Annotated in this window: 14 protein-coding genes; 12 read left to right on the top strand and 2 right to left on the bottom strand. The window is 67.6% G+C overall.

The window, feature by feature from the left end:
- The first annotated feature begins 36 nt into the window (after nucleotides 1–36).
- The 12 genes from NU688_RS04840 to NU688_RS04785 all read left to right on the top strand — a co-directional run bounded on the left by NU688_RS04840 (nucleotide 37) and on the right by NU688_RS04785 (nucleotide 14,961).
- Nucleotides 37–702 (top strand): riboflavin synthase, encoded by a 666-nt coding sequence (locus tag NU688_RS04840; protein ID WP_257859391.1) that lies wholly within the window; start codon nucleotides 37–39, stop codon nucleotides 700–702.
- The gene (gene ribBA, locus NU688_RS04835) at nucleotides 699–1,856 is read left to right on the top strand and encodes a bifunctional 3,4-dihydroxy-2-butanone-4-phosphate synthase/GTP cyclohydrolase II (protein WP_257859390.1); all 1,158 of its coding nucleotides are present in this window, start codon (nucleotides 699–701) and stop codon (nucleotides 1,854–1,856) included. The genes NU688_RS04840 and ribBA overlap by 4 nt, the downstream gene beginning before the upstream one ends.
- A gap of 6 nt (nucleotides 1,857–1,862) precedes the next feature.
- Nucleotides 1,863–2,324, top strand: coding sequence for a 6,7-dimethyl-8-ribityllumazine synthase (gene ribH, locus NU688_RS04830; RefSeq protein WP_257859389.1), 462 nt, complete (start codon nucleotides 1,863–1,865; stop codon nucleotides 2,322–2,324).
- Nucleotides 2,321–2,857, top strand: a complete 537-nt coding sequence (nusB, locus tag NU688_RS04825) for a transcription antitermination factor NusB (protein ID WP_042580121.1) — start codon at nucleotides 2,321–2,323, stop codon at nucleotides 2,855–2,857. Before ribH ends, nusB begins: the two co-directional genes overlap by 4 nt.
- Nucleotides 2,854–4,041, top strand: a complete 1,188-nt coding sequence (locus tag NU688_RS04820) for a pyridoxal phosphate-dependent aminotransferase (RefSeq protein ID WP_257859388.1) — start codon at nucleotides 2,854–2,856, stop codon at nucleotides 4,039–4,041. The genes nusB and NU688_RS04820 overlap by 4 nt, the downstream gene beginning before the upstream one ends.
- Nucleotides 4,038–4,496: a YbgC/FadM family acyl-CoA thioesterase gene (locus NU688_RS04815; protein WP_257859387.1), complete on the top strand. Its 459-nt coding sequence runs from the start codon at nucleotides 4,038–4,040 to the stop codon at nucleotides 4,494–4,496. The genes NU688_RS04820 and NU688_RS04815 overlap by 4 nt, the downstream gene beginning before the upstream one ends.
- Nucleotides 4,493–5,215: a protein TolQ gene (gene tolQ / locus NU688_RS04810; protein ID WP_257859386.1), complete on the top strand. Its 723-nt coding sequence runs from the start codon at nucleotides 4,493–4,495 to the stop codon at nucleotides 5,213–5,215. The genes NU688_RS04815 and tolQ overlap by 4 nt, the downstream gene beginning before the upstream one ends.
- Nucleotides 5,216–5,230: 15 nt before the next feature.
- Nucleotides 5,231–5,671, top strand: a complete 441-nt coding sequence (locus NU688_RS04805) for a biopolymer transporter ExbD (RefSeq protein WP_206178787.1) — start codon at nucleotides 5,231–5,233, stop codon at nucleotides 5,669–5,671.
- Nucleotides 5,672–5,674: 3 nt separating this feature from the next.
- Entirely contained in the window at nucleotides 5,675–6,586 is a 912-nt protein-coding gene (gene tolA / locus NU688_RS04800; RefSeq protein WP_257859385.1) for a cell envelope integrity protein TolA, read from the top strand.
- Nucleotides 6,587–6,697: 111 nt separating this feature from the next.
- Nucleotides 6,698–8,428 carry a penicillin-binding protein 2 gene (locus NU688_RS04795; RefSeq protein WP_257859384.1) on the top strand — a complete coding sequence of 577 codons (1,731 nt, stop codon included), beginning with the start codon at nucleotides 6,698–6,700 and terminating at the stop codon, nucleotides 8,426–8,428.
- Nucleotides 8,429–8,512: 84 nt separating this feature from the next.
- Nucleotides 8,513–9,733 carry a SprT-like domain-containing protein gene (locus NU688_RS04790; protein ID WP_257859383.1) on the top strand — a complete coding sequence of 407 codons (1,221 nt, stop codon included), beginning with the start codon at nucleotides 8,513–8,515 and terminating at the stop codon, nucleotides 9,731–9,733.
- Nucleotides 9,730–14,961, top strand: a complete 5,232-nt coding sequence (locus NU688_RS04785; RefSeq protein ID WP_257859382.1) for an AAA domain-containing protein — start codon at nucleotides 9,730–9,732, stop codon at nucleotides 14,959–14,961. The genes NU688_RS04790 and NU688_RS04785 overlap by 4 nt, the downstream gene beginning before the upstream one ends.
- Here the strand turns inward: NU688_RS04785 and NU688_RS04780 are convergent.
- Nucleotides 14,936–15,325, bottom strand: a complete 390-nt coding sequence (locus tag NU688_RS04780; RefSeq protein WP_257859381.1) for a YgiW/YdeI family stress tolerance OB fold protein — start codon at nucleotides 15,323–15,325, stop codon at nucleotides 14,936–14,938. The genes NU688_RS04785 and NU688_RS04780 overlap by 26 nt on opposite strands.
- Nucleotides 15,326–15,420: 95 nt before the next feature.
- Entirely contained in the window at nucleotides 15,421–18,939 is a 3,519-nt protein-coding gene (gene dnaE / locus NU688_RS04775) for a DNA polymerase III subunit alpha (RefSeq protein WP_257859380.1), read from the bottom strand.
- Nucleotides 18,940–19,054 lie beyond the last annotated feature (115 nt).

The following is a 19,054-nucleotide window of genomic DNA, read 5'->3' as shown; positions in this document are numbered from 1 at the left end:
AAGCCGGGGGCCTTCGATGTCTGCGAAAATGTGCGAATGTTCACCGGAATCATCACCGGCGTGGGGCGCATCGCCGCCATTCACGACCTCGGCACCTCCTCCTCCTACGGCAAAAGACTCAGCATTGCGGTGCCTGACGGCTATCTCGACGACGTCGGGCTGGGCGACAGCATCGCGCTGAACGGCGCCTGCATGACCGTCACCACGCTCGCCCCCGAGCGACAGCAGTTCACCATCGACATCTCTGCCGAATCCCTCGACAAAACTGCGGGCCTCACCGACGAGGGCAGCCGCATCAACCTCGAGAAGGCCCTGCGCGCCAGCGACCGCCTGGGCGGCCACATCGTCTCGGGCCATGTGGACGGCATCGGCACGGTGAGCTTCTTCGAGCCGGTCGGCGAAAGCTGGGAGCTGCGCGTGGTCGCGCCGCCCGCCCTCGCCCGCTTTCTCGCCTACAAGGGCTCGATCACCATCAACGGCGTGAGCCTCACCGTCAATAGCGTGAGCGACATCAAAGGCGGCGCCGAGATCAGCATCAACCTGATCCCGCACACCATAGACAACACCTCCCTCGGCGGCCTCTTGGCCGGCTCGAAGGTCAATCTAGAAATCGATACCGTGGCGCGCTACGTGGAGCGCATGCTCCAGGCGGGCGTCCTGGTCCCGCAGACCGCCACGTATTCCAAGGACACCGCCGAATGAACGCCTCCGTCACGCCCATCGGTGCCGCCCCCAGCGCCGTGCGCGCCCCCGCACCGATCGCCTCGGTCGAAGAAATCGTGGCCGAGCTGGCCGCGGGCCGCATGGTGATCCTCGTGGACGAGGAAGACCGCGAGAACGAAGGCGACATCGTCATCGCGGCCGACCACATCACGCCCGAAGCGATCAACTTCATGGCGCGCCATGCGCGCGGCCTGATCTGCCTCACGCTCTCGCGCGAAATGTGCGAGCGGCTGCAACTGCCGCCGATGGTCCAGCGCAACGGCGCCAAGCATTCGACGGCCTTCACGGTGTCCATCGAAGCGGCCGAAGGCGTGACCACCGGCATCTCGGCGGCCGACCGCTCGCGCACCGTGCAGGCGGCCGTCGCGCCCAACGCCGTGGCAGCCGACCTCGTGCAGCCCGGCCATATCTTCCCGCTGCAGGCGGTGGACGGCGGCGTGCTGATGCGCGCCGGCCATACCGAAGCCGGCTGCGACCTCGCCGCCATGGCCGGCTGCTCGCCCGCCTCGGTGATCTGCGAGGTGATGAACGAAGACGGCACGATGGCGCGCCTGCCCGACCTGCAGATCTTCGCGGCCGAGCACAACCTCAAGATCGGCACCATCGCCGCGCTCATCGAGCACCGCAGCCGCGTCGAATCGCTGGTCGAGAAGGTCGGCTGCCGCGAGATTCAAACCGCCTGGGGCAATTTCACCGCCCACGCCTTCATCGACAAGCCCAGCCGCGGCGTGCACCTGGCGCTGGTGCGCGGCAAGTGGGCGCCCGAAGACACCGTGTCGGTGCGGGTGCACGAGCCGCTCTCGGTGCTCGACGCGCTCGAAATCAACCGCTCGCTGCATTCGTGGAGCCTGGACGCCAGCCTCTCGCACATCGCGACCGAGGGCAAGGGCGTGGCCGTGCTGCTGAACTGCGGCGAAACCGCCGGCGAGCTGCTCGCACAGTTCGACGGCACCGCGCGCCCCGCGCAAGCCCCCGAGCGCGGCCGCATGGACCTGCGCAGCTACGGCATCGGCGCGCAGATCCTGCGCGAATGCGGCGTGCACAAGATGAACCTGCTGGGCACGCCGCGTCGCATGCCGAGCATGGCAGCGGGCTACGGCCTGGAAATTGCCGGCTACCTCACGAAAGACTGAACGACCATGCAAGGTTCAAACAAGGGCGAGACGACGCTCAATGGCAAAGGCCTGCGCATCGGCATCGTGCAGGCGCGCTTCAACGCCGACATCACGGACGCACTGGCAGCCGCTTGCCTGGCCGAACTCGAAGCGCTCGGCGTGGCCGCGTCCGACATCCATCACCTGAAGGTGCCCGGCGCCCTCGAAGTGCCCGTGGCGCTGCAGGCGCTGGCCGAGCGCGGCGGCTACCACGCGCTCGTCGCGCTGGGCTGCATCATCCGCGGCGAGACCTACCACTTCGAACTGGTGGCCAACGAATCGGGCGCGAGCGTGAGCCGCATCGCACTCGACTACCGCCTTCCCATCGCCAACGCGATCCTCACCACCGAAAATCTCGAGCAGGCCGTCGCACGGCAGACCGACAAGGGCCGCGATGCAGCCCAGGTCGCCGTCGAGATGGCGCAACTGCTGGCCACCCTTTCATGACCGAAGACACCACCAAGGCAGGCGGCGCCAAGCCCCGCCAGTCGCGCACGGGCCTCACCAGCACCGGCGCACGCAAGGCTTCGGCCAAGTCCAACCGCAGCCGCGCACGCGAGTTCGCGCTGCAGGCGCTCTACCAGCACCTGGTGGGCCGCAACGACCCGACTGACATCGACCACTTCACGCGCGACCTCGCGGGCTTTCACAAGGCCGACGCCGCGCACTACGACGCGCTGCTGCACGGCTCGATCGACAACGCCGAGCAGCTCGACGCGCTGATCCGTCCGCTGCTCGACCGCAAGTTCGAAGAAATCTCCCCCATCGAGCACGCCGTGATGTGGATCGGCGTGTACGAATTCCAGAACTGCCCCGACGTGCCCTGGCGCGTGGTGCTCAACGAATGCATCGAACTCGCCAAGGAATTCGGCGGCACCGACGGCCACAAGTACGTGAACGCGGTGCTCAACGGTCTGGCGCCGCAGTTCCGGCCGCTCGAAGTGGAGGCCGATCGCGCATCCGGCAAGGCCAAGGCATGAGGATCTCGACGCGCGCGGAGCGCATCGAGCCCTTCTATGTGATGGAGGTGGCGAAGGCTGCTGGCGTGCTCGCGCGCGAAGTCGCCCACACCGACCGGCCGATGATCTTCCTGAATATCGGCGAGCCGGACTTCACCGCACCGCCGCTGGTGCAGGAAGCCGCCCTTCGCGCCGTGCGTGCCGGCGCCACACAGTACACGCAGGCCACCGGCCTCGACCATCTGCGCGAACGCATCAGCGGCTGGTACCAGCAGCGATTCAACGTCGACGTACCCGCCCGCCGCATCGTGGTGACGGCCGGCGCCTCGGCCGCATTGCAGCTCGCCTGTCTCGCGCTGATCGAATCGGGCGACGAGATCCTGCTGCCCGACCCGAGCTATCCCTGCAACCGCCACTTCGTGAGCGCGGCAGACGGCAAGGCTGTGCTGATCCCGACCACGGCCGAAGAGCGCTTCCAGCTCACCGCCGCCAAGGTCGAGGCCGCCTGGACCGAGAAGACGCGCGGCGTGCTGCTCGCCTCGCCGTCGAACCCGACCGGCACCTCGATCGCGCCCGACGAGCTGCGCCGCATCCACAAGGTGGTGTCCGAGCGCGGTGGCATCACGCTGATCGACGAGATCTACCTGGGCCTGTCCTACGACGATGCCTTCGGGCAGACGGCGCTGGCCATCGACGACAACGTCATCAGCATCAACAGCTTCAGCAAGTACTTCAACATGACCGGCTGGCGCCTGGGCTGGCTGGTGGTGCCCGAAGTGCTGGTGCCGGTGGTCGAGCGCCTCGCGCAGAACCTCTTCATCTGCGCGAGCACGGTGTCGCAGTACGCGGCGCTCGCCTGTTTCGAGGACGCGAGCATCGCCGAGTACGAACGCCGCCGCGCCGAGTTCAAGGCGCGCCGCGACTGGTTCATTCCGCAACTGAACGCGCTGGGCCTGAACGTGCCCGTGGTGCCCGATGGCGCCTTCTACGCCTGGGCCGATTGCACGGGCTTTGCCGAAAAGCTCGGCATCTCGGGCAGCTGGGACTTCGCCTTCGAGACCATGAAACGCGCCCACGTCGCCGTCACGCCCGGCCGCGATTTCGGCACGGCAGAAACGGCGAAGTTCGTGCGCTTCTCCACCGCGAGCTCGATGGAGCACCTGAAGGAAGCCGTCGAGCGCCTGCGGGCCATGACCGCACAATGAGCTACGCGTTCCCGATCCGCGTCTACTGGGAAGACACCGACGCCGGGGGCATCGTGTTCTATGCCAACTACCTGAAGTTCATGGAGCGCGGGCGCACCGAGTGGCTGCGCTCCCTGGGCGTCGAGCAGCGCAAGCTCAAGGAAGAAACCGGCGGCCAGTTCGTGGTGAGCGAAACGCAGCTCAAATACCATCGGCCCTCGCGGCTCGACGACGAACTGCTGGTGACAGCCGATCTTCAACAATTGGGCACTGCCTCGTTGATAATCGGACAGCAAGTGCTATCAAAAACAGAGCAAGAGCGAACTGGCGCTGCGGCACCGGTCTTGCTGTGCGAAGGCACGATCCGTATCGGGTGGGTGAACGCCGCCACTTTGCGTCCCGCACGCATCCCTTCCCCGGTTTCGGGAACCCTCGAGCGCTGCGGCGGCTCCATGACTCAACCTTTCAAGCCATGAACCAAGATCTTTCCATCATCAACCTCCTGCTCCACGCCAGTTTCGTGGTGCAAATGGTCGTGCTGCTGCTCGTGATCGTCTCGATTGCCAGCTGGGCCGCGATCATCCGCAAGTACTTCGCGCTGCGGCGCATGCGCACCCTGAACGACGACTTCGAGCGCGAGTTCTGGTCGGGCACGAGCCTGAACGAGCTGTTCGCCTCGGCCGCCCAGAACGCCAAGTTCGCGGGACCGATGGAGCGCATCTTCGCCTCGGGCATGCGCGAGTATCAAAAGCTGCGCGAGCGCCATGTGAGCGACCCCGCCACGCTGCTGGACGGCGCCCGCCGCGCGATGCGTGCGAGCTTCCAGCGCGAGCTCGATGCGGCCGAGCAGAACCTCTCGTTCCTCGCCACCGTCGGTTCGGTATCGCCGTATGTCGGCCTCTTCGGCACGGTCTGGGGGATCATGCATGCCTTCACGGGCCTGGCCGCCCTCGCGCAGGTGACGTTGGCCACCGTGGCGCCCGGCATCGCCGAAGCGCTGGTGGCCACGGCCATCGGCCTCTTTGCCGCCATTCCCGCGGTGGTCGGCTACAACCGCTTCGCCCGCGAGATCGACAAGATCGCCATCGCCCTCGAAACCTACATCGAGGAGTTCTCCAACATCCTGCAGCGCAACCTCTCGGCCAATCCGGGCGCGGCTGCCGCGGCAACCACGGTGGCTCCGGCCAACCGCTGAGCGGAGTCCGAGCGCATGCCCGCCGTTTCATCCCGGGGCCGTGGCCGCCGGACGATCAACGAGATCAACATGGTCCCGTTCATCGACGTGATGCTGGTGCTGCTGATCATCTTCATGGTCACCGCGCCGCTCATCACGCCGAGCGTGATCAACCTGCCCTCGGTCGACCGTGCCAACAAGCAGCCCGACAAGCCCATCGAGATCGTCATCAAGAGCGATGACGAAGTGCAGATCAAGAAGGACCCGTCCACCGGCAACACGGGCAGCACCTCCATCCCGATGACCCAAATCGGCGCCGCGGCCAAACAGGCGCAGGGCGGCGACGCCCAGCGCCCGGTGGTCATCAGCGCCGACAAGTCGGTGAAGTACGAAACCGTCGTGAAGGCAATGAACCAGCTCAAGCGCAGCGGCATCGAGCGCGTGGGCCTGTCGGTCACCACCACGGGCGGCAAATAAGGCATGTCGCTCGCACTGGATCGCCCCGAGTTCGCGCCACCGGCGCAGCGCGGCACGCCGCGTGCCGTCGTGCTCGCCCTCATCGCGCATGCGCTGCTGATCGCGGCACTGACGTGGGGGGTGCGCTGGCGCAGCGATGCCGACGAAGGCGCCGTCGATGCGGAGCTGTGGTCCTCCACCGTGCAACAGGCCGCACCGCGGCTGTCCGCACCGGAGGCGCCAACGCCCGCTCCCGCGCCGCCCCCGCCTGCACCGACACCGCCGCCGCCTCCTGCAGCCAAGGCCCCTGAGCCCGCGCCCGCGCCGGCCGCACCCGACATTGCCCTGGAGCGCGAGAAGAAGCTCAAGGAGCAGAAGGAACAGAAAGAGCGCGAGCTCGAGCAGCAACAGCAGAAGAAGAAAGAACTCGAAGCCAAGCAGCGCGCCGATGACGAGGCACAGCGCAAGAAAGACCAGCAGAAACTCGCCGACGCGAAGAAGCAGCAGGAAGCCGACGCCAAGCAGGCCGAAGCCAAGAAGGCCGAGACCGCTGCGAAGCAGGCGGCCGCCGATCGCGCCGCCACGCTCAAGCGCATGCAGGGTCTGGCGGGCGCGAGCGGCGCCGACGATTCGAAGGGCACGGCCCTGCGGTCTTCAGGTCCGTCGAGCGGTTATGCCGGACGCATCGCCGCCGCGGTGCGCCCGAACATCACCTTCCCCGATGCCGACACGGTGAACGGCAACCCGGCCGCCGAGTTCGAGGTGAACCTCGCGCCCGACGGCACCATCGTCGGCGTGAAGCTCACGCGCTCCAGTGGACTGCCCGCCTGGGACGAAGCGGCCGAGCGCGGCCTGCACAAGACCGACAAGCTGCCGCGCGACACCGACGGGCGCATCTTCCCGTCGCTGATCGTGTCGCTCCGGCCGAAGCGCTGATTCGCACCGGCGCCGGGGGGCCTTTCGCGAGGCCGCCCGGAACTCCGCTGCCGCCCTGCTGTCTACCCGCGCACAACAACAGCGGGCCCCGTGCTCGCACAAGAGCCCAAGATGAATTCCAACGGCCGAATCCGCTACGGCAGCAGTCCGCTCCTGGCGAGCCCGACACCCGTCTGGCGCAGCAAGTTCATCGTGGCCAGCATCGCCTTCGGCTTCGTGCTGCTGGCCGGCCGGGCCGCCTATGTGCAGGTCTTCAACCACGACTTCTTCCAGCACCAGGGCGAGGTGCGCTACCAGCGCACGCTGGAGCTGCCCGCGAACCGCGGGCGCATCCTCGACCGCAACGGGCTGATCCTCGCCTCCGACATCCCGGCGCCCAGCATCTGGGCCATTCCCGAGGACATCGAGCGCGACGATCCGGCCGTGCAGGCCAAGTTGAAGCAGGCGGCAAAACTCCTCGGCATGCCGCAGAAGGAGTTCGACAAGAAGCTGGAGGACGAGGACAAGAGCTTCGTCTGGCTCAAGCGGCAGGTCGACACCGCCGTTGGCAAGCAGGTCGCCGAGCTCGGCATCAAGGGCATCTACCTGCGCCGCGACTACCGGCGCCAGTACCCCGAGGGCGAGGCGGCCGCGCACCTGGCGGGCTTCACCAACGTCGAGGACATCGGGCAGGAAGGCGTGGAGCTCGCCTTCAACGGCGAGCTGGCCGGCAAGGCGGGCTCCCGCCACGTCATCAAGGACCGCCTGGGCCACATCGTCGAGGACACCGAGGACCAGGTGCCACCGACCGACGGCCACGACATCCAGCTGAGCATCGACGACCGCGTGCAGTTCACCGCCTACGAGAAGATCCGCGACGCAGTGATCGCCAACAAGGCCCGGGCGGGCAGCGTCGTAGTGGTCGATACCCAGACGGGCGAGCTGCTCGCCATGGCCAACTACCCGAGCTACGACCCGAACGACCGCCGCAACCTCACCGGCGAACAGTTGCGCAACCGCGCGATGACCGACGTGTTCGAGCCGGGCTCGACGATGAAGCCGATCACCATCGCCACCGCGCTGCAGCTCGGGCGCGTGACGCCGCAGACCATCATCGACACCAACCCCGGTCGCATCACCGTCACGGGCGCGACGATCCACGACGACGAGAACTTCGGCGTGCTCACAGTGCAGGGCGTGATCCAGAAGTCGAGCAACGTGGGCGCCACCAAGATCTCGCAGCGCATGACGGCGCAGGAAATGTGGAACTCGTTCACCTCGCTGGGCCTCGGCCAGAAGCCGCAGACGCCCTTCCCCGGCGCGGTGACCGGGCGCCTTCGGCCCTGGAAGTCATGGCGGCCGATCGAGCAGGCCACCATGTCGTACGGCTACGGCCTCTCGGCGTCGCTGTTCCAGATCGCACATGCCTACACGGCCTTCGCGCACGACGGAGAGGTCATCCCGGTGGGGCTCCTCAAAAGCACCGACACCGATCCGCCCGGTGTGCAGGTGTTCTCGCCGCAGGTCGCGAGCGAAGTGCGCAAGATGATGCACCTGGCGGCCGCGCCCGGCGGCACCGCGCCACTCGCCCAGACCCAGGGCTACTCGGTCGGCGGCAAGACCGGCACCGCGCACAAGCAGGTGGGCAAGGGCTATGCGAGCAACAAGTACCGCGCCTGGTACACCGGCATGTCGCCGATCGACAAGCCGCGCATCATCGTCGCGGTGATGATCGACGAGCCCGGCGCGGGCAAGTACTTCGGCGGCCTCGTGGCCGCGCCGGTGTTCAGTCAGGTGGTGCAGCAGACGCTGCGCATCCTGAACGTGCTGCCCGACCTGCCGGTGGCCTCCATGGCGCACTGATGGCGCACTGATGGCCCATTGATGGCACGCTGATTCACCTTGCTCGTTTAGGATCGTCGGCAACTCATTGCCGGCGCTCCTGACATGGTCGATTTCCCTCCTGCCGTTCGCCTCGAAGACCTGATCCCGCTCCCCTACCAGCAGGCCCTGGCCGCCCATCTGCAGGCGAACGAGCCCGAAGTCTGGCGCTGGGCCGCCTCCGCCGAGGCCCGCGAGGAGCATGCCGCAGCCGTGCGCGCCGACCTGCTGCGCAATTCGTACCGGCTCGATGCCGATGCCCACCCCGAGCTGCACGCGCATTGCAACGCGGCGGTGCAGCGCCTGGGCATCACGGCGCGCGTGGCGCTCTACCAGGCGGGCGACGGCACGATGAATGCCACGCTCTACTTCCTGCCGGGCGAGGCGCACATCGTGCTCTCGGGTCCGCTCATGGAGCGACTGCAGGGCGCCGAGCTGCAAGCCGTGCTCGGTCATGAACTGGCGCACTACCTGCTGTGGGAGCGCGACGGCGGCAAGTACCACGTGGTCGACCGCATCCTGCAGGCCGCGGCCGCCGATTCGCGCGCCGACGCGAGCCACCTGCATGCGGCGCGGCGCTACGGCCTCTACACCGAGGCCTTTGCCGACCGCGGTGCCTGCATCGCCTGCGAGGCGCTCGAGCCCGCGGTGACCGCGCTGGTGAAGGTGCAGACGGGCCTGAACCAGGTGAACGCCGCGAGTTATCTGCGGCAGGCCGACGAAATCTGCGCCGCGCCCGAAATCCAGACGCGTGGCACCAGCCACCCCGAGGTGTTCGTGCGGGCGCGAGCGCTGCGCCTGTGGACCGAACGCCAGCCCGAGGCCGACGAATGGCTGGCCAGTGCGCTCGAAGGCCCGCTGGACATCGCCACGCTCGACCTGCTCGGGCAGCAGCGCGCCGATGCGCTGACGCGGGAAACCATCGCCCAACTGCTGCAGCGGCCCTTCCTGCAATCCGAATCGCTGCTGGCCCATGCGCGCCGCTTCTTTCCGAACTTCGCGCCGCCCTCGGCGCCCTTGCCGCCACCCGCAGCAGTGCCTGCCGGCATGCACGACTACCTCGCCAGCGTGCTGGTCGATTTCGTCGCGGCCGACCCCGACCTGGACGACATCACGCTCGCCGCCGCGCTCGGCCTCGCCGAAGCGATGGGTTGCGCTACGCAGCTCGAAGAGCGCGTGGTGAAGGACATGCGCTTCCCCAAACGCAGCCTGACCCGCGTGAAGCGCGATGCCGCCACGCTGCTTGAAAAGGCTGCCGCCCAACACCTGCAAGGCGCCTCCGCATGAATACCGCCGTCGCCCCCCTGCTGCAACTGCTCGACACCGCCGACGCCCACGGCGGCCTGCAGACCGACGATGTGCTGAGCCTCGTGCTGCCGCTGCTGCGCGAGGTGTCCGCACTGCACGAGCAGGGCAAGGTCGCCGCGCTCGGCAGCGCCTTTGCCTACCGCGTCGACGATTCGCCCGCCCTCGTCCTCGTCCAGCCCGAAGGCGCCGAGCCGCGCCAGAACCGCGAAGCCATCGCGCCGCTCGAGCAACCCGCCGCCTCGGTGCTGCGCGTGGTCGGCGAGCACCGCGTGACGCTCGATGCGGACGAAGGCGTCTCGGTCGAGAACCTCGCGCTCATGGCCGACGCCGCGCCCGACGCCCTGCCGACGCGCCCCGTCTACCTGCCCGGCTACACCGCGTGGGAATTGCGATTCGCACATCACGACGCGCTGACCGACATCCTCTGCCTCGGCCAGGTGCTCGCCAGCCTTTCGTGCGGACTGGCCTTCACCGACAGCGAGGAGCTCGGCCGCTTCGTCGCGAGCCGCAACAACCTGTTCGCGCTCAACCGCCGCCTGCACCCGGTGGTGGCCGCGGTGATCGGCGAGATGACCGCGCTCGACCGCCACGAACGCGCGCGCGACCTGCCCTCGGTGATCCGCCGGCTCGAAACCTACCGAGACCAGCCCCTGGACCTCGGCCTCGACCGCATCGCGCCCGCGAGAGACGGCGCGGGCCAGCGCCGCCAGGCGATCCGCCTGCACCTGCGCGACCGCCTCTTCGACCTCTCGCGCCGCAACCGCCTGCTGCACTTCAAGCCGAGCCAGACGCATGTGAACCTCACGGTGGCGAGCGTGCCGCTGGTGGTCGACATCAAGAACATCCGCGTCGACCAGCTCTGCCTATGGGACGGCCGCTTCGCGAACGACATCGCCACCTGCGTCCCCGTGCCGCTCGCGCGCTGGCTGCGCTTCGAAGACCAGCCCTACCTGCCGGGCGCGCTCGACCGCATCCTGCAGGAGGCGCGGCGCGACCGCTCCGAATACGGCTTCTCGCAGCTGTCGCTGGTGATCGCCTTCCTGCGCTGGCACAACCTGAAGGAAGGCGAGGCCGAGCGCGCCGAGCGTATCGCCTCGCCGCTGCTGATGCTGTCGGTCGAACTCACGCGCAAGAAAGGCGTGAAGGACCAGTACCTGCTCGAAGCCGCGTCCAGCGAAGCGCAGGTCAACCCAACGCTGCGCCACCACCTGCGCCAGCTCTACGGCATCGTGCTGCCCGAGAGCATCGACCTGCGCGAAACCACCATCGAGCAGTTCCACGCCCAGCTGTCCGCGCAGATCGCCGCGACCGAACCCGGCGTGCAGTTGCGGCTGGTGAAGCAGCCCCAGATCGAGCTGATCCACCAACGCGCCCGCCAGCGGCTCGAACAGTTCAAGCGGCGCACCCGCGTGCGCAGCCCCGGCGCGCAGCCGGTGGCGGCGCAGGACTTCAGCTATGCGAAAGACGACTTCCGCCCGCTCGGCCTGCAGCTCTTCCACGCCAAGGTGCGGCCGGTTCCGTTGTCGCTTCGCGATGCGGTCGGCGCACGCCCCATGCCGCGCGCGCCGCAGATGGCGTCCACCGCCGCGCAGACCGAGCAGCAGACGTATTCGCTGCACGAGAGCACCGGCAATCCGTACCAGTGGGATGTCGACCTCACCTCGGTGACGCTCGGCAACTTCAACCACCGCAAGATGTCGCTGGTGCGCGACTACTCGGCGCTGAGCGAGACCGAGATCGCGAGCGATGCCTTCGACCGCGTGTTCTCGCTGCAGCCGCGCCAGGTCGATGCCGAGACGCCCGCCGCCCTGCCGCTGGCCGACCAGTGGCCCGTGGTGCAGGCCGATGCGACGCAGACCGCCGCCGTGGCGCTCGCGCGCACCGGCACCAGCTACATCATCCAGGGGCCGCCCGGCACGGGGAAGTCGCAGACCATCACGAACCTCATCGCCGACTACGTGGGGCGCGGGCAGCGCGTGTTGTTCGTCTGCGAGAAGCGCGCCGCCATCGACGTGGTGTTCCACCGGCTGCGGCAGCAGGGGCTGGACGAGCTGTGCTGCATGATTCACGACTCGCAGGGCGACAAGAAGGCCTTCGTGCAGAACCTCAAGAAGACCTACGAGCACTGGCTCGCGGCGCCTGAGGAACTGGACGCCGAGAGCCGCGAGCGCACGCAGCTCGTCGACACGATGGACGCCGACCTGAAGGCACTGGAACGTTTCGACGCGGCGATGCGCGATGTGCCCGAGCACCTGGCCGTGGCGGTGCGCACGCTGATGGCGCGGCTGATCGCGCTCAAGCCGCACGATCCCGCTTTGACACCGTTGCAGGCCGAGGCCCTGCCCGCTTTCGCTGCCTGGCGCAAACATGAGGACCTGGTCGCGCGCCTTCACCTCGCGGTCACCGAAAGCCTGGGCGTGCCGTATCTGTCGGCGCATGCGTTCGCGCAACTCGCGCCCGTACTGCTGCGGCAGGAGCGGCCGCTCGCACGATTGGTCGAACTCAGCGGCCGCGCGGCGGAACAGACCGGTCCGCATCGGGATGCGTTGACCGACGCCTGGCCGCCGCTGGGCGATGCGCCCACGCTCTGGGGCGATGCGCTGGCCGTGGTGGCCGATGCTCGCCGCGTGGCCGCGCTCGCGGCGCGCGGGCATCTCTCGCTGCTCGACACCGCGCACCCCACGAGCCTCGCGTTCGGCGAGGCGATGACGCAGCGCCGTGCGTTGCAGCAGGTGCTCAAGGAAGCCCAGGAGCGCACCAGCCACTGGCGCGACAAGTTCTCCCCGGGCGACACCGAAGCCGGGCTCGCGCAGGCCAAGGCGCAGCAAGGCTCCTTGCTGCGCTGGCTCCAGCCTTCGTGGTGGCGCCTGTCGGGCGAACTCAAGCGCCGCTACGACTTCGCCAAGCACGCCGTTCGCCCGCAACCGAGCCAGGTGCTGGAGGAACTGCTGGCCGAGCACACGGCCCGCGCAGCCGTCGGCAAGCAGGCGTCGCAGATCGAGGCCACCTACGGCTGCGCCGACCCCGACGATTTCGTGCAACAGCTCGATGCCCTCCGTCGCGGAGACGCCACCGGCACCGGCGTGCGCGCGGCCTTCCACGCGCACCTGCGCACCGAGCCCGGCGCGAGCCGCAACGTCGAACGGCTCGCAGCCCTCGGCGAGCGCACCGACGCGCTCGACGCCCTGTGGCACGACCTACTCGACGACCCGGCCGCCCTGCCGCTGTCATCGCTCGAAGAACTGGCCCGCACGCTGCGCGAACAAGCCGACACCCTTCCCACCGTGCTACCCCACCTGCAGGAACTGGCCGATGCCGACCCGGCCCTGGCCAAGGCCCTGCGCACGCTGCCGCTCCCACCCGACGCCATCGAATACGCCGTCGCGCGCGAAGGCCTGGAGCGCGTCTACCGCACCGAGCGCTGGCTGCCGCGCTTCGACAGCGCCGCGCTCGCGCGCCATGCGCAGCGCCTCGCAGACGGGGAGCGCAAGCTGCTCGACCGTAACGCCCGCACGCTCGCCGCCGCGGTACGCCAACGCTTTCGCGAGCACGTGCGCACCAGCGCCCTTCCCGCGAGCCAGCTCGATGCCGGCGGCAAGCTTTTCAAGAAGAGCTACAACGCGGGCCGGCGCGAGCTCGAACACGAGTTCGGCAAGACCATGCGCTACAAGGCGATCCGCGAACTCGCCTCGGGCGAGACCGGCCAGGTGGTGCGCGACATGAAGCCGATCTGGCTCATGAGCCCGCTCTCGGTGTCCGACACGCTGCCGCTCGCGGCCGATCTCTTCGATGTGGTGATCTTCGACGAGGCAAGCCAGATTCCGGTGGAAGAAGCCGTGCCCGCGCTCTACCGCGCGCCGCAGATCATCGTGGTGGGCGACGAGATGCAGCTGCCGCCAACCAGCTTCTTCTCGTCGGGCCGCGACCCCGAGGACGACACCGTCTCGGTGGAAGACGAAGGCGACCGCATCGCCGTGGTGCTCGATGCCGACAGCCTGCTGAACCAGGGCGCGCGCAACCTGCCGGCCACGCTGCTGGCCTGGCACTACCGCAGCCGCTACGAGTCGCTCATCGGCTTTTCGAACGCGGCTTTCTACGCGGGCAACCTCTTCACCATTCCGGACCGGAGCCTGCCGGCGGATGCGCGCGAGGAGATCCTCGTGGAGTCGCGCAGCCCGACGGACACCTCGGTGGCCGCGAACGTCGATGCCCTGCTCTCGCGCGCCATCAGCTTTCACCGCGTGACCGATGCGGTGTACGAGAACCGCATCAACGATGGCGAGGCGCGCCACATCGCGCAACTGGTGCGCGAGCTGCTCAAGCGCGAGACCGGGCGCAGCCTGGGCATCGTCGCGTTCTCCGAAGCGCAGCAGACCGAGATCGAGGCCGAACTCGATGCACTGGGCGCGATCGACAGCGACTTCGCCGCGCGGCTGGAAGCCGAGTACGTGCGCGAGGAAGACGACCAGTTCTGCGGCCTCTTCATCAAGAACCTGGAGAACGTGCAGGGCGACGAGCGCGACATCATCATCCTGAGCATCTGCTACGGCCCGAACCCCGAGGGCCGCATGCTGATGAATTTCGGCCCGATCAACCAGCGCGGCGGCGAGAAGCGGCTCAACGTGATCTTCAGCCGCGCGCGGCATCACATGGCCGTGGTCTCGACGATCCGCCACGAGGCGATCACCAACGACCACAACGAAGGCGCTGCGGCGCTCAAGCAGTTTTTGCGTTATGCGGAGTGCCTGTCGCGCGGCGATTCGGCGACCGCGCGGCGCGTGCTCGAAAGCATGAACCCGCTCACGCGGGCCAGCGGTGCGCAGCATGCGCGCGCCGACGAGGTAACGGCACAGCTTGCGGCCGCGCTGCGTGCGCGCGGACATGCGGTCGATGAGCAGGTGGGGCAGTCGCGCTTTCGCTGCGACCTCGCGCTGCGTGCGCCGGAGGCCGGGCACTATGCGCTGGGCATCCTCGTGGACACCGCGACGCACTACGAGAACCGCAACGTGCTGGAGCGCTATGTCTCGCGCCCGCGTGTGCTCGATGCATTCGGATGGCAGGTGGTGCAGGTGCTCGCCAAGGACTGGCTGCACGCGCCGGAGGCCGTGCTCGAGCAGGTCGAGCTGGCGCTCCGGAAAAAGGGCAACAAGGCGGCGGTGAATGAACCCGCCGCCGCCGAGGTCAGCGCGCCAGGCTCAGCTGCTTGACGTCCAGCTCGGCCTTGCCGACGAGGTCCTTGTCGAACTCGCCCGAGATCTCGACGCGCACCTTGTCGTCGATCTTCACGCCGGGCGGGAAGTGCTTGGCATCGATCTCCACCTTCATTCGGCCGCTGTCGTCGGCGAAGGTGTAGTGCTCGCCGCCATCGTGCGAGACGATGAAGCCGCGCAGCGTGGCGTGCTGATCGTCCTTGCCGGTGTCGAGCAGTTGCTTGACGGTCATCGTCGGCACGCTGCTCGGGCCGGCGTACTGGGCGAAGGCGGCGGACATCGCCAGCGACATGCCGAGCGCGAGCGCGGCGTTCTTCAGGTTCTTGTTGGTCTTGGTCTTGTTGGTCTTGGTACAGGTCATGGCAATCGTTCCTCCTTGAACAGCCTGGTTGTGAAGAAACAGATGGACGCGCGATGCGCCCAAACGTTCCACGACCCTCGAAACCCAGGGGCCATTCACTCGTAGACGATCAGCGCCTTGCCCGCCTCCGCCTGCGCCGTCCAGCTCGCGAGTGCGGCATCGGTCGGGAAGAACTTGGCGCGCTCGCCCAGTTGCAGCTCGACCTGCGCGCCACCACGTGCCATCGACAGGCGCACCGGCAACCCTTGCACGAGATCGCCGACTTCCGTCTGCTCGGTGCGAGGCGGAAAGTCCTTCACCAGCCGAGCGATGTCCGGCGCCTTGCCGTTCACCGCCACGCGCAGGAACTTGCCGAAGCGGCAGCGCGCCGTGGCCAGGTCCCACACCTGCTGCACCTGGAAGCGCGCTTCGAAACCGCCGCGTGCCGGTTGCAGCCTTCCGCTCACGATGACGAGTTCGTCGTCCTTGAGCGTGTTGCGGTTGGCGTTGATGAGCGCCTCGTCGGCCGTGGCGTCGATGGACTCGGACTTGTCGTCGAGCTTGAAGATCGCGAGCCGCCCGCGCTGGCCGTTGATCACGCGGAAGTCGCTCACGATGCCCGCGATGACTTGCTGGTCGCGGCTGTCGAGCAGGTCGCCGATTTCGCGCTTGCAGAAGCGCCGCACCTCGTGCGAGACCTCGTCGAAGAGGTGGCCCGAAAGATAGAAGCCGACGGCGGTTTTCTCGAGCGTCAAACGCTCCTTCACGCCCCAGGGCGTGGCGTCGACGAGGTCGGGTTCGGCGGTGGCCGAGCCGTGCTCTGCATCTCCGAAGATGTCGACCTGCGAGGCGTTGGCGGCCGTCGCGCTGGCGAATTCGAAGGCGCGGTCCACCGAGGCGATCAGCGCCGCACGGTTCTGCTGAATCGCATCGAACGCGCCGGCCTTGATCAGCGCCTCGACGGTGCGCTTGTTGATGCGCTGGCGGTCGATGCGCACGCAGAAATCGAACAGGCTCTTGAACGGCCCGCCCTCTTCGCGCGCCCGCACCACGGCCTCGACGGCGAGCTGGCCCGTGCCCTTGACGGCACCGAGGCCGTAGCGGATCACCCGGTCGGTGACCGGCTCGAAACGGTAGTTACCCCGGTTCACGTCCGGCGGCTCGAAGGTGATGCCGAAGTTCTTCTGGGCGTCTTCGAACAAGAGCTTGAGCTTGTCCGTGTCGTCCATTTCCACGGTCATGTTGGCGCAGAAGAATTCGGCCGTGTAGTGGACCTTGAGCCAGCCCGTGTGGTACGCCAGCAGCGAGTACGCAGCGGCGTGCGACTTGTTGAAGCCGTAGCCCGCGAACTTCTCCATCAAGTCGAAGATTTCGTCGGCCTTGTCCTGGGGGATGCCGTGCGTGGCGAGGGCACCCGCGCGGAATTTCTCGCGGTGCTCGGCCATCTCCTCGAGCTTCTTCTTGCCCATTGCGCGGCGCAGCAGGTCGGCGCCGCCGAGCGAGTAGCCGCCCAGTATCTGCGCGGTCTGCATCACCTGCTCCTGGTAGACCATGATCCCGTAGGTCTCCGAGAGCATCTCGGCCACGGCCGGGTGCGGGTACTCGACCTCTTCGCGGCCGTGCTTGCGCGCCACGAAACTGGGAATCAGGTCCATCGGGCCCGGACGGTACAGCGCGTTGAGCGCGATCAGGTCTTCCAGGCGCGTGGGCCGCGCGTCCTTCAGCATGCCCTGCATGCCGCGGCTTTCAAACTGGAACACCGCTTCCGTCTTGCCTTCGGAGAAGAGCCGGTAGGTGGCGGCGTCCTTCAGCGGAATGTTCTCGAACGCGAAGTTCTCCTGGCCCTTGTGGCGCGCGACGATGAAGTCCTTGGCGATCTCCAGGATGGTGAGCGTGGCCAGGCCCAAGAAGTCGAACTTCACGAGGCCGATGGCTTCGACGTCGTCCTTGTCGTACTGGCTCACGGCCGAGTCGCTGCCGGGCTGCTGGTAGAGCGGGCAGAAATCGGTGAGCTTGCCGGGCGCAATGAGCACGCCGCCGGCGTGCATGCCGATGTTGCGCGTCATGCCTTCGAGCTTTTGCGCGAGCTCCACCAGCATGCGCACTTCTTCTTCCTTCTCGATGCGCTGCGCGAGCTGCGGCTCCATCTCGATGGCGTAGTTGTTCTTGTCGCCCTCGATTTTTTTCTCGGGCGGGTACTGCAGCGTGACCGACATGCCCGGCTTGTTGGGAATCAGCTTGCTGATGCCGTCGCAGAACATGTAGCTCATGTCCAGCACGCGGCCCACGTCGCGGATGGCGGCGCGCGCGGCCATGGTGCCGAAGGTGGCGATCTGGCTCACGGCGTTGCGGCCGTACTTGTCCTTCACGTAGTCGATCACGCGGTCCCGGTTGCCCTGGCAGAAGTCGATGTCGAAGTCGGGCATCGAGACGCGTTCGGGGTTCAGGAAACGTTCGAACAGCAGCTTGTATTCGAGCGGGTCGAGGTCGGTGATCTTCAGCGCATAGGCCACCAGCGAGCCCGCGCCCGAGCCCCGGCCCGGGCCGACCGGACAGCCGTTTTCCTTGGCCCACTTGATGAAGTCGCCCACGATCAGGAAGTAGCCGGGGAAGCCCATGTTCAGGATCGTCTTGATCTCGAACTCCAGGCGTTCCACGTAACGTGGCCGCTCCGCGTCGCGCTTGGCCGCATCGGGGTAGAGATGCGCGAGGCGCACTTCCAGCCCTTCGAACGACTCCTGCCGGAAGAAGTCGTCGATCGGCATGCGCACGCCTTCGCTCACGAAGGGCGTGGGGAAGTCGGGCAGTTGCGGCTTGCCGAGCACCAGCGTCAGGTTGCAACGCTTGGCGATCTCGACCGTGTTGGCCAGCGCGCTCGGCACGTCGGCGAACAGGGCCTGCATCTCGGCGGTCGACTTGAAGTACTGCTCTTCGGTGAACTTGCGCACGCGGCGCGGGTTGCCGAGGATCTCGCCTTCGGAGATGCAGACGCGCGCCTCGTGCGCCTCGTAGTCCTGCCGTTCGGCGAACTGCACCGGGTGCGTGGCGACCACCGGCAGCTTGAGGCGGGCCGCGAGCTTCACGGCGGCGACCACGTGCGGCTCGTCTTCCGGACGGCCCGCGCGCTGCAGCTCGATGTAGAAACGGTGCGGGAACATGCCGGCCAATTTCAGCGCGAGTTCGGCCGCGCGCTCTTCCTGGCCTTGCAGCAAAGGCACGCCCAGCGGTCCTGCCTGCGCGCCCGACAGCACGATCAGCCCGCCCGAGAGTTCTTCGAGCCATTCGAGCTTGCAGGCCGCCTGCGACTGGCCGCGGCCCACGTTCTGCGTCCAGGCGCGTGCGAGCAGCTCGGACAGGTGCAGATAGCCCTCGGTGTTCTGCACCAGCAGCACGAGGCGGGTGAGCACGCCGGGCTCCTTGCCCAGCCCCTCGATGAAGATTTCAGCGCCGATGACGGGCTTGACGCCCTTGCCCCGCCCCTGCTTGTAGAACTTGACCGCCCCGAACAGGTTGTTCAGGTCGGTGATGGCCAGTGCGGGCTGCTGGTCGGCAGCGGCGGCCTTGATGACTTCGTCGATCCGGTTGGTGCCGTCGACGACGGAAAACTCGGTGTGCAGGCGCAGGTGAACAAACATCCCGCCATTGTAGAAACCGCCGCTTCACGATGTGGGCTCAATGTCGGAGACGACTCGCAGCCGGGCCTTCTTCCCCGTGCATTCCGTCCTCCGGCTCGACGACGGCTAACCGCAA

It is taken from the genome of Variovorax sp. ZS18.2.2 (assembly GCF_024701975.1).
Classification (GTDB): domain Bacteria; phylum Pseudomonadota; class Gammaproteobacteria; order Burkholderiales; family Burkholderiaceae_C; genus Variovorax.
This window is presented reverse-complemented; position numbering and strand designations above follow the sequence as displayed.